The organism is Paenibacillus sp. 7516 (genome assembly GCF_002272715.1).
Classification (GTDB): Bacteria; Bacillota; Bacilli; order Paenibacillales; family Paenibacillaceae; genus Paenibacillus; species Paenibacillus illinoisensis_A.
The window spans coordinates 202,168-214,367 of the sequence record NZ_NPBI01000004.1; the positions used below are offsets into that span (position 1 = coordinate 202,168).

General features: G+C 40.4%; 12 protein-coding genes. 10 read left to right on the forward strand and 2 right to left on the reverse strand.

What is annotated here, in order from left to right; all coding sequences use genetic code 11:
* The first annotated feature begins 207 nt into the window (after positions 1–207).
* The 6 genes from CHI14_RS29855 (at position 208) to CHI14_RS03085 (ending at position 4,726) form a co-directional block, all read left to right on the forward strand.
* The gene (locus tag CHI14_RS29855; protein ID WP_170948000.1) at positions 208–375 is read left to right on the forward strand and encodes a hypothetical protein; all 168 of its coding nucleotides are present in this window, start codon (positions 208–210) and stop codon (positions 373–375) included.
* Between the two features lie 150 nt (positions 376–525).
* Entirely contained in the window at positions 526–1,392 is an 867-nt protein-coding gene (locus CHI14_RS03065) for a YwqG family protein (RefSeq protein WP_249280984.1), read from the forward strand.
* Positions 1,393–1,453: 61 nt separating this feature from the next.
* Positions 1,454–1,864, forward strand: coding sequence for an HIT family protein (locus tag CHI14_RS03070; RefSeq protein ID WP_349290349.1), 411 nt, complete (start codon positions 1,454–1,456; stop codon positions 1,862–1,864).
* A 363-nt stretch (positions 1,865–2,227) separates the two neighbouring features.
* On the forward strand, positions 2,228–2,776 hold the full coding sequence (locus tag CHI14_RS30275) for a hypothetical protein (protein WP_212676972.1): 549 nt from the start codon (positions 2,228–2,230) through the stop codon (positions 2,774–2,776).
* 129 nt (positions 2,777–2,905) lie between these two features.
* A complete protein-coding gene (locus CHI14_RS03080) occupies positions 2,906–3,955 on the forward strand; it encodes a DUF1835 domain-containing protein (protein WP_249280986.1) in 1,050 nt (349 codons plus the stop codon).
* 33 nt (positions 3,956–3,988) lie between these two features.
* On the forward strand, positions 3,989–4,726 hold the full coding sequence (locus tag CHI14_RS03085; protein WP_095286953.1) for an MBL fold metallo-hydrolase: 738 nt from the start codon (positions 3,989–3,991) through the stop codon (positions 4,724–4,726).
* 99 nt (positions 4,727–4,825) lie between these two features.
* Here CHI14_RS03085 and CHI14_RS03090 read toward each other — a convergent pair whose 3' ends face one another.
* Positions 4,826–5,182, reverse strand: coding sequence for a DUF3221 domain-containing protein (locus tag CHI14_RS03090; protein ID WP_095286954.1), 357 nt, complete (start codon positions 5,180–5,182; stop codon positions 4,826–4,828).
* 918 nt (positions 5,183–6,100) lie between these two features.
* Entirely contained in the window at positions 6,101–7,183 is a 1,083-nt protein-coding gene (locus CHI14_RS03100) for a GntR family transcriptional regulator (RefSeq protein ID WP_283163788.1), read from the reverse strand.
* 243 nt (positions 7,184–7,426) lie between these two features.
* Between CHI14_RS03100 and CHI14_RS03105 the strand changes: the two genes are divergently transcribed.
* The 4 genes from CHI14_RS03105 (at position 7,427) to CHI14_RS03120 (ending at position 11,607) form a co-directional block, all read left to right on the forward strand.
* On the forward strand, positions 7,427–8,764 hold the full coding sequence (locus tag CHI14_RS03105; RefSeq protein ID WP_095286957.1) for an ABC transporter substrate-binding protein: 1,338 nt from the start codon (positions 7,427–7,429) through the stop codon (positions 8,762–8,764).
* 84 nt (positions 8,765–8,848) lie between these two features.
* Complete coding sequence (locus tag CHI14_RS03110; RefSeq protein WP_095286958.1) at positions 8,849–9,745, forward strand: carbohydrate ABC transporter permease; 897 nt, start codon at positions 8,849–8,851, stop codon at positions 9,743–9,745.
* A 31-nt stretch (positions 9,746–9,776) separates the two neighbouring features.
* Positions 9,777–10,595, forward strand: coding sequence for a carbohydrate ABC transporter permease (locus CHI14_RS03115; protein ID WP_481856385.1), 819 nt, complete (start codon positions 9,777–9,779; stop codon positions 10,593–10,595).
* Positions 10,596–10,623: 28 nt separating this feature from the next.
* Positions 10,624–11,607, forward strand: coding sequence for a glycoside hydrolase family 43 protein (locus CHI14_RS03120; RefSeq protein ID WP_095286960.1), 984 nt, complete (start codon positions 10,624–10,626; stop codon positions 11,605–11,607).
* The last annotated feature ends 593 nt before the right edge of the window (positions 11,608–12,200 follow it).

Genomic DNA, 12,200 nt, shown 5'->3' on the forward strand with positions numbered 1-12,200 from the left:
TAATAGATCAACCTTTTTAGATTGACTGTAAAAAGTTGGGTTAGTATGATTGCTATGGAATTTAAAAATCTTGAAAGTGGGGCTTTCTCATGTCACCAGGCATTCATTTTATTAAATTTAGGCAACAGCGAGTTAGGCCATAATTTAATCTTTATAACTAAGGAGAACTAATGAACCCAAAAATAAAGTTATTGTTCTTGGACGAACATGCTGCAGAAGGCGCTGCGCGCGGAAATAGAAATTAAAGCTGGTCACCGAGAAACGGGCATCAAGCATGCAAGGGAAGCAGTTAACGCTTCGATAGGCGTTCAACGTTATGTGTTACATAAAGAATACGAGAAAATATTACCGGAAGCTGTTGAGTCTATATCGTAAAACGTAAAAACATTTAGTCGGCTGCTCAGGGCTGGCTTAACTCAATTTCAACGCGTATTATCAACACTTTTAATATCAAGAAATGGTAATAGAACAAATAAGCACATGATTTATACATGCGAATAAAAAGTACGTTCAGGAGGCATCTCAATGGTGAACAAAAAGGAAGTAATACGACAGCTCGAACAAGTGGGTCTAAAAGAATATGGTAATGCTATTGCCAACTGGGTTTTTCCGACGGCTCAACTATTTCTGAGCCCCGTTTCCGATTCTGATATTCCTTTAGGAGGAAGTAAGGTAGGAGGTAATCCAGATCTTCCTGAAGACCTCGAATGGCCAACATGGAAAGAATATGATATGTCTTTTATCTCGCAGATTAACTTAGCTGATTGCCCACAACAGTTGTCTCTTCCATCGAGTGGCCTACTATCCTTTTTTTATGCTGTAAAACCTATGTATGCAGAGATGGGGTTTTATAATGATCCTTCCACATGCCGAGTGTTCTACTTCGATTCTGACGGTCTCGAAAAATTAGCACGAAGAAACACGCCTAAAAGTTTAACTGATTTAGAAAAGGTGAAGCCGAATCAGATTTTATTTGAACCCCAATTTTCAGTACCAACCTCTGAGTCAGCTTATCTGGAAAGCCTGGGACTCGGCTGGAATGGAAACATCGAGAATTTTGCGAAGTACTGGAAATTATTTTTACCGAATTGGAGTACAAAAGGGTATATTAATCGACTTATGGGCCATCCGGATCCAATTCAGGGAGATATGCAAGTTAGTTGTGAGTTAACTTATGGACCGTATAAGTGGATTGAAAACAATAACCCTGAGATTCGAGATAAAGTATTGAATTCTGCACTAAAGTGGAGACTACTTCTCCAAATAGACTCGGAAGAAGAAAAGACAGGGATGATGTGGGGAGATTCTGGAAGGATTTATTATTGGATCCATGAAGATGATCTTGCGAATCTATGTTTTGAACGAGTAATTTGTGTGATGCAATGTACGTAAGGAAAAACGGATGTAGTAATGGTTATTATGAGAAGTGGAGGTAGTAGATATGCCGAATAGGATGTGCTTAGGATGTCAGCTTGCAAACAAAATGATTGATACAAACACAGTTTATGAGAATGATTACGTAACTTGTATTTTGGATATAGCACCGTTAAATGAAGGGCATGTTCTCATCCTTCCAAAACAACATTACTACGAACTCGATGATTTGGATGATATAACTGCTAACGAAATTATGAAGGCATCTATCGTGCTTAAAAGATTGATCCAAACCCAATTCAATCCAGATGGAATAACAATCATTCAAAATGGCGGTAAATTTAACGATTTGTCGCATTATCATATGCACGTCTTTCCTCGTTATGATTCTGATGGTTTTGCTTGGGTGGAACCCTCCGATACCACGAATGCCAAGGGACGTTTAAAAGAAACCAGAGAGAAGTTAGTAAAACTAATGAATGGTAATTAAACTAGCTGGATGAAAGCTTATGATAGAGACATAAGTGGAGACGCTCAACTTACTCGGCTACATATCAATACTAAGCAAACAACTAAGTTCAATAAAATGAGGGTGGAAGGGATTGTCTATATGGAAAAAGCAAGTTTTAATATATTTTGAGATCATAGGATTTTTCGTTATTGGTTTCATTTTAACTGGTTTGGGCTCTCCTGTTGGTTTTTCTTGTTGGCTCTGTTTATGCTGTCTTCATCCCTTTTATTAAAGGTGAAAATCCATTCTAATTTCAACTAACGGAAGGTTTTAATTACCGGAACAGTTGGTTGGATCCTAAATATTTTATGAAAAAATTGTCATTGAAAGGAGTTTTTCAGGGTGGAAGAAATTATGATAAAGCCACATGTCGGCATCGGTCCTTTTCAGCTAGGGATGAGTAGGGAAGAGGTGGAGCAGACCTTTCAAAATCTGGACTATTGGAGAGCTAATGATGGTATACCCGTTAATCCCAGTTATATCGAGATGCTGTTTACTCGCAGTCATTTCGAATATGATTCCAATGGGAGGGTAAAATTCATTCAGCTATTGAACCCGCACTATCATAGTCAATTTCGCATTCCTTGTTTGTTACAAGACATGGACGTCTTCACAACAAAGGCTGAGGATTTGATCCATGCTCTTATGAAAAAGTATCCTATGATCGGGGATGATGGTCCAAGAACGGGGTATTCCTTTGCGTTTCAAGAACTCGATCTGTGCTTCTGGCGAGAAGGCATTATGAATGATGAAATCTTGAAAGACCCGGGTTTTCTGGAAATGAGCGAAGAAAATCAGGCGCTCGAAAAACGTTATTACTATTTTACGACCGTCTCAATCGGCGCACCAGGATATTTCGACTTCATGGACGACAATCCAAAGGAATCATAATAGGTGGAAACAAGTTGAGCGTTAGATATAAGGGAAAGAATGTTGTGCATCTATCCAATTGCGTGATCGAACTCATTTGAACGCTTGTGTGAGAATATGTACGTGCATACAAAAAGGAGGGAAGTTGATTTGAATCTTAAAGATTTCCTAGTAATTAAAAGAGCAACCGATAGTTTGGGAGAAGGAGAATTAAAAGCCTATCTTCAATTTATGCTGGCCAAAATCAAACTGATGAAGCAGCAAGAGAGAACAAGCGAAACCGTAGCTCACGAGCTGTTTGAACTATATGACGAGCTGATGGGTCTTCAAGAGAAAAAAGCTTTATGGTCTCCAGTACCGACTTGTACTCATGTCCATATCGTGATTGGGGAATCCTTTGCGGGCAGCATGAAACAAGCCTTAAGAGGACTCGGTTTCGAAGAAACGCATAAGGTTATAACGTTACAGGATAATTACGCTATTGGTCCGCTTGGCCTGAACTCAGCAGTAGGACGTATGGAACGCAAGAATTGGTTTAGCAATAACATCATCGGTGGATTTGAAGACTATGATGAGTTTGAAAATGAATACAATGAAATTCTAGTCAAATTAGATCTGATACCGGAAGGAGCGGAGATCGTCGTTTGGACTAGTAGCAATGCTTGTGAGCAGATAGGCTTACGCCATGCGGTTCACTTACTTCGCAGCAAACCTAATGCTATCTCGTTATATGATGCTTGTGCAGTCTGTGAAGAACTTTACAACCGGCCTGATGCATTCATTCATTACAGGTGCTCAGGAGAGATCCCTTCCGAAAAGCTTGGGGAAGCAATCAGTAGGTTAGATGACAAGAAAAGATTAGGCTCTGCTGATATTGCACGTCTGGATAAAGAATGGAAGGACATCACGGAACAGTCAGGAATTTTACGTATTTGGAGTGACCAAGGTGTTCTAGGAGTGCCAGCGGATTATTATGATGAGTACCTGTTAGAGAAATTAGACGATCTTAAGCCTCCTACGGGTGATCAGAGTTTCTTGAAATCAGCCCGTCTTGTTGGAGAGGCTATCGGACACTGTGAGCAATATATCGGAGATGCTTATTTTGAATACCGGCTAAGAGAACTTATTTATAAAGGAGTTCTTGAAATTAAAGGCGTACCTGCAGGAATGCGATTTTATAGCATCAGACGAAAGCCATAATATACGAATTGTTTTAAGTTAGGAGGTATACGTATGAGTGGTCTTCATCTAATTGAGATCGAGTTTGAGCATAATGGTCAAAAACAGACCATTACCCCAGTTATTCTTGAAGATGAGAACGATACGATTCTCATCGACTGTGGTTATCCGAATTTTATTCATCTTCTTGAAGAAGCGGTTAACCGTCATCACATGAATCTCAGTTCGATTACTAAACTGATCCTGACGCATCACGATATGGACCATGTTGGTTCGCTTGCAACGTTGAAGCGCATATACCCACATATCAAAATTATCGCTCATAAGCTCGAGGCACCGTACATTGAAGGAAAGAAAAAGTCATTGCGACTTCTACAAGCAGAATCAACGTTCAACGCATTGTCGGATGAAGAAAAGCCATATGCGGAACAATTTATTAGCTTATTACAGTCAATCGAGCCAGCTACCGTTGATCAGACTGTATCCCATAAGGAGAGGCTTCCTTGGTGTGGTGGGATAGAAATTGTCCATACCCCTGGTCATATGCCTGGTCACATTTCCGTGTATTTATCTGTCAGCAAAACATTAGTCGCAGCAGATGCCGTTGTCATTGAGAATGGCGAGCTTGCTATCGCTAATCCCAAGTATACAATGGATTTGGAAGAGGCAATCCGCTCCTTAAAGCGATTGCTTGAATATGATATTGACCAGTTGATTTGCTATCATGGAGGTCTGTTTCGTGGGGATGTAAAACAAGCGATCCAACAACTAATTCGTAAATATATGAGATGAAGGCCTTAAGTAATTGGAAAACGTTAACTCAATAAAACAATGAAAGCAGCCGATCTATGTGATTGGCTGCTTTGGGGATGGGGAATGTTGGTGAGTAGCTTATTCATTGATTTTTTCTATACTTACAACCGTTCTAATCGGTGGCGAGGATTCTTGTTGGTTATAGTCAGCAGTGATTTTTACTCTTTGCCCTACTTCGATTGACTCATAATTCTCTTTATCAACAAAATAATACGAAGCTTCCTGGTTTTGTGCTAGTTCTACAAATTCCTCAAGATTTCCATTCTCCAAATCTTCCTTACTTATATTGTGAAGAACAAGAAATTTGTATATGTCATTTTCATCTGTTTTAAATACTACAGTACCCTCGTAATTGGGATATTTCTCTTTCTCAACCTTAGAACAGCCAGGAAGTACAATCATACTAATTAGGACGAAAAATATTATTCTTTTCATAATGAACCTCCTATAAAATGAAATGATAATGAAGTTATCCCCTTCTTTCTAAGTATATCTTAAAATGAATACTAAAACTGGAACCACGGGATTTGTTCTGTCATCTGAGAAAGGTGGAACTTACAGGTAATTTGTTAAGTGACAGGTCATTTTAGTGCCATTTTGTGAATGGATAGACTTCAAAGCTAGGAGGTATTTTCACTGGAACTGTAATCAACATTTGAAATGGATAAAACAAGTTCCTTACCAAGCACTTTAGTGAAGCAAAAGGGAGGAAGCCATGCGCAGTTGATTGATGGAAAGTGCAGCTGAGCTTTTTATCAGGGGTTTGCACCTTATATATTGCCTTCAGGTGGGTCGACACCGAATGTAAAAACGACAAAAACTCTAGATTTTCGAAGCATGTACTCCATCAGATGGAGATTAAGCCCGATAAGGCAATCAGATTGATTTTAACGAAACAGCTTTTTTTAGTGAGATTTGTAACGAATAAGACTAGAATTACCAAAGATAACTGGCTTCTTGATGATAAAAAAATTACTCCCGTTTATTAACGAACTAACTAAGGTTGGGCAATACTTTGCCCATCATATACCGAATTGGGTTAGACCGTTAAGCTAAAGGGAAACGTTAGCAACAAGAGAGAAGCTCTGTGCAAAGAAACCACTCCTTAAAAATAGAGTGGTTTTTTCTATACTAATCTATTTTTTGTCATCAAACTGTACTTTGTGGCGTCGGAAGTACTTTTGCACGGTGAAGTGCGTTCAATCTTGTTGTGTTTTGATGATTCTCACTTATATCCGCCTCGAATGAAAAGACCTTTATAACCTTAAGAAAACAGATAGGATGATCAACATCGCGGGTAAAACCAATCAATATGCAGAGTTCATCTATCGCCTGGCTGCAACGTTTGTCGTGTCATGGGAAGATGAGTTGCACGGGAATGACGGCGTTCTTAGGAGAATAAATATCTTCCATCTGTTCACGTAACAGCTTTACGGCTGTTCGTGCCATTTCCTGTTCATCCTGCTGCACATAAGCTACGCCTGAGAGATGTGGATTATCGAAAGATAGCAATTCAATATTTGAGTGATCGTTCAGACGACGGATAGCGGCCGATGCAAGGCGTGCGGTTTCTGCAGTCAGGGAGAAGGCTGCCGAAATTCCAGTGTGGTCCTGCAAGAAGTCGATTACATAGTCCAATGCTTGCTCGCCGCGTAGAATGTCGAGAGGGATATGACACCACAGGCTCTTGTCAATCGAGATGCCTTGATCTGTGTACGCCTGCTCGAAGCCCAGCGTGCGATCCTCGACGGCTGTATTGGCATTTTCAGGTGAGATGAGCGCAATCTGCTGATGACTCTTGGATAGCAAATGGGAGACCGCCTTGTACGCACCGCCGAAATTGTCGGATGTAATGGTGTACGTCTCAATGTTGCGCAGATAGCGGTCGATGAACACGCACGGGAATTTATCGAGCGACAGACGCAGTAATGATTCGTTGTACTTCTCATCTTCTGTCGGAAAAACGATCAGTCCCTTCACACCGAGCTCCGTTTGTGTACGAATGACGTTTGATTCGATAGAGGAGGACTCGCGCGTGATGCTTAGTACCATGCTGAGGCCGGCTTCTTGCAGGAATTGTTCCGTGTAGTCAACGAGCTTCTGAATGACACGGGTTCTCATCGTCGGAATGATGAAGCCGATGAGCGGCATGGATGACGCGCTGTGTGGGGAGGGTGGAGAATTGATGCTAGCAACAACAAGACTAGAAGAGACGAATGAGCCTTTGCCTTGTACGCGTATAATTAATCCTTCGTCAGCTAGTAGGGCTAGGGCGTTCTTGACGGTTATTTTACTTACTCTGAATTCGTCCATTAGTTCTTGCTCAGAAGGAATGCGGTCCGTTGGCCGAAGCCGCCCTGATTTAATTTTCTGTAAAATATCTTCTCGAATTTGTTTGTAGAGCGCCAGCTTTTTCACAAAGTTGCATCTCCCCATAAACTTTATGATTTTATAATCAATTGGTTATATAAAGCATATTTCATCTATATTATAATACGGCATGTAAAGCGCTTACAATATGGAATCTGAAAAATTGTTGCGAAGGGGTCTTTTCTTTGAACGGTTAGAAATATGTTAAGGATGGTGGTGCCAAGGTGGATTGATCCCGCTTAAATTAACAGAACTAACTAGTCAGCCGACTTTTCAAATGCATAACAAAAAAGAGAGGATGACGAACAAATGAAAAAACGCAGTACTATCATCTCCATCGTTACAGTCCTTATTATGTCACTTGTTTTTACGGCATGTGGTAGTCCTTCTGATTCAAATACGGAAACACAGCAGTTAGGTGCGAATGCTGGTGAGAATGCTACAGAATTGTCATTCTGGACATTCGTAGATTTGCACGGCAAGCATTTGGATAAGATGCTGGGGTTATGGAACCAACAGAACCCAGACAAACAGATTAAGTTGAATGTAACGGTTATGCCTTACGATGATATGCACAACAAGCTCTTACTCGCAGTTACAAGCGGAAAAGGTGCTCCCGATATCGCTGATATTGAGCTTGGTCAATTCCCTAAATTCATGGAAGGTGACAACGTTCCACTGGAATCTTTGAATGATGTATTTGCACCATACAAAGACGTTGTTGTTCCTTCACGTGTCGAGATTTACTCCAAAGCCGATCAGGTTTATGGCTTTGATTATCACGTAGGTGCTACGCTTGCTTTCTACAACACTGAAATTCTCGAACAAGCAGGTGTTGATTACAAGACAATCAAAACTTGGGAAGATTACAAACAAGCAGGTATCAAGGTTTATGAAAAGACTGGCAAGTACTTAGGTACTGCTGATACATCAGCTACGTGGCAGGCTTCGCTGCTGCTAGCTCAGCAAAACGCTGATTTTACAGATGAAAATGGTAATCCAAAAGTGAACTCGCCTGAAATGATTAAAGCGTATGAAATGTTAGTCGATCTGCAGAAGAACAATGTTATTCATACGATCCCTGGCGGGCAACCCGACACAGAAGAAGCAAAAGGTGAATACAACAAGGGCAACTACGCAAGCGCATTGATGCCTGAGTGGTACATGTCCCGCTTTGTAAACGAAATGAAGGACCTTAAAGGTAAGTATGCAATCGCTCCATTGCCTGTATTTGAAGAAGGTAATCCTCGTTCCGTTGGCTTAGGCGGTACCGGCACAGTTGTTACTAAGAATGGTAAAGACGTTCAGTTGGCAAAAGAATTTGTAGCTTTTGCTAAGCTTTCGAAAGAAGCTACTACTGAAATCTGGAATACGCTTGGATTCGACCCAATCAACATGGAAGTATGGAAAGATGATGCAGTAACGAAAAACCCTGATAACGAGTACGTCCAATACTTTAAAACAAATGCATTTGATACTTTGAATGAAATCAAAGACGAAATTCAAGCGATCAAATCCGTTAAAGCTTCACCGACGATCGGCAATGTATTCAATACGGTTACTTTGAATGCTATCTTTGAAGATGGCCAAGACGTGAAGGAAGCGCTGGATGAAGCACAAGAAGCAATTGAACAAGAATTGAAATAAATATAATAAGTAAATGATTTGATTAAACCTGTCGGCAGGTATAGTGGTCGGCAGGTTTAACCATAGTCAAGGGAGATTGAGAATATGATAAAGAAATTTGTATACTCTCAAAAAGTTGCGCCTTATGTTTTTGTATTGCCATTTATACTCATATTTTTGATCTTCTGGTTTTATCCGCTTCTAAATTCATTCGTAATGAGCTTTCAAGATAAGATGTTGGGACAGGATCCTAAATGGATTGGTGAAGCGAATTATTCGAAATTGCTTACAGATAAAGTGTTTTTGACGGCTATTAAAAATAGCGTTGTGTACATGTTAGGAACCTTAGTGCTGTTAATTCCCTTTCCCATGTTATTCGCCGTTATGATCAACAGTAAGTTAATGATGGGAAGAGAGTTTTTTAAATCTTCGTTCTTTCTCCCTGCATTGACATCTGTCGCAGTTGCGGGTACCATTTTCCGCCTTACATTTGGTGAAATGGAAGGGTCATTAATGAACAGTTTCCTGGGTCTATTTGGTGTAGAGCCTATTAAATTCTTGAAAGACGGAGAATGGAGTATGGCAGCACTGTTAATCCTCGCATGTTGGAGATGGACAGGTGTTAATATGCTTTACTATCTATCCGGTTTGAAAAGCATTGACAATGAATATTATGAGGCTGCTTCGATTGACGGGGCATCTGCTTGGCAGAAGTTTAGAACGATCACAATGCCATTATTGAAGCCGACCACGGTATATGTTACGACAATTAGTGTTTATGCAGGTTTAGCCATGTTTACCGAGAGCCTGATGATGTTTAACGGTAACAATTCACCCAAAAATATTGGCTTAACCATTGTCGGATATCTGTATAGACAAGGGATTGAGAAAAATAAGCTGGGTTACGCAGCTGCAGTTGGTATCATTCTGTTAATCATTGCTTTGGTTATCAATTTAACGCAGTTGAAATTTAGTGGAATGTTCAAAAAGGAGGAGGATTAAAGTGGGCAAAAGTCAGACGAGGGATAATTTTATTTCCAGAATAGTAATTATATGTTTGTTCATTATACTATTCGTTATAATTATGATTCCATTCTATGCAGTGGCCCTATCTTCCTTTAAACCAGGTGAATCATTAATTAGATATGGTCTTAACTTAAGTTTGGATTTTAGTATTATGAGTTTTGACAATTTCATCTATCTGTTTACTGGAGAACATGATTATTTTGTATGGTTTTGGAACAGTATGACTTTAACAATCGTTCAAGTGATTTTAACACTTTTTGTAAGCGCATTTGTTGGATATGGTTTTGCAGCATATGATTTTAAAGGTAAGAACTTCCTCTTTATATGTGTTTTGCTCATTATGATGGTGCCTTTCGAAATACTGCTGGTTCCTTTGTATAGCCTAATTAATGATTTGAAAATGGTGAATAGCTATTCAGCAATCATTCTGCCGGGCATAGCCAATGCCGCGACAATATTTTTCTTCAGGCAATATCTAAGAAGCATACCCAAAGAGATTATTCAATCTGGGCGGGTTGATGGCGCAAACGAGTATGCGATTTATTTCAGACTAATTATGCCGATTATGAAACCATCCTTTGCGGCAATGGCCATTCTGAATGGTATGAATAGCTGGAATAATCTGTTGTGGCCATTCATGGTGCTCGGAGATCAGAGTAAATTTACACTTCCAATCGGTTTGAAAACGTTGTTAACTCCTTATGGCAATAACTATGACCTACTGATCGTGGGCTCCTTCTTCTCCATCATTCCAATTTTCATACTATTTATTGCTTTCCAGAAATATTTCATAGACGGTATGACTGCAGGTGCTGTTAAAGGGTAGTGTATATTATGAAGAAACAGGTGATAAGATGGAAATCCAACAAAGAGCATTACACGACATTCAACCATTAATTGAGCAGAGAGCGGATCCTTTTATGTACCGACATTCAGACGGTTATTATTACTTCGTAGCATCTGTTCCAGAGTATGATCGGATTGAAATCCGTAGAGCCCAGAATCTTGAGGGGCTTGTTACATCAACTCCTGTAGTGATCTGGAGAAAGCGCGAGACTGGTATTCTTAGTGCCAATATTTGGGCGCCTGAACTGCATTTTATTGATGACAAATGGTACGTGTATTTCGCTGCCGCACACACGACGGAAACGAATGAAGGCTTGTTCGACCATCGGATGTATGTGCTAGAGAATGAAAATGCCAATCCGCTCGAAGGCAGTTGGACGGAAAGAGGACAGATTCGTACCGCGTGGGAAAGCTTCTCCCTTGATGCCACTACCTTTGAGCATAATGGCAGCCGTTATTACGTATGGGCACAAAAGGATCCGAATATCTCAGGTAACTCTAATCTGTATATATCTAAAATGAGCAATCCGTGGACGCTGACTGGACAGCAAACGATGATTTCGATGCCGGAATATGACTGGGAGATCATTGGTTATAAAGTGAACGAAGGCGCGGCATTTCTTCGCAACGGTAATCGGGTATTCCTTTCTTACTCGGCTAGCGCTACTGATTTCAATTATTGCATGGGACTGCTTGAAGCAGATGCAGATGCTGATTTGCTCGATGCCACCTCATGGCGCAAGTCGCAAGCAGCGGTTTTCTCGACAGATGAGAGCATCTCTATGTATGGTCCCGGTCATAATTCCTTCACGGTGTCAGAGACGGGCGAAAAGACGCTATTTGTGTTCCACGCAAGAACGTACAAAAACATTATAGGAGATCCGCTGTACGATCCAAATCGCCATACATTTGTGACAGAGCTTTTGTGGACGGCTGACGGCAGACCCGATTTCCGCGGCTCTGTCGCAGCACTTGCACGTTCTGTACAGTGAACGAGTGTCCCAACAAGGTTGGTTGATGGATTTGAGTTCGTTTATCCAACTCGCCATAGAGAGATCGTAAGAACATCGAAGGCACCCTACTGGGTGTCTTCGATTTCGCTTACAGATAATACGACGAACCGTACCACAAGTAGTGGTAAATTGCCTTAATACTCGCTGCTCCAGTTATCTCGGAGAATCATATCATTAATAAGTGAGTTCTTGAAAAATAGATAAGAGGAGGCCGATCATTTGAAAGCACTCGTATTTCATAATTCGGGGGACCGGTATTCTCAGCTTTTTTAGATAAATCAAAACGGATCCTTAATGAAAGGACCGAAGTATAGCACTAAGCTCTACTACTTTCTTATGATGCATGACGTGGAGATCACTTGGGATTAAGTGCATAGGGTCTGGAGTGTACTTCTGTTCAAAAGCACAAATAATTATTGAATAATAGAGTGAAACTGCCCATTTTAACCTTATTCCTACAAAGGATCCTGGCGTAAGCCAGGGTTCTTTCTATATTTAGTTCAGATTATTGGATGCAATAACACTACATGAAGAATGTAGAATCTCAGCACTACTAAATACCTTGTATAACT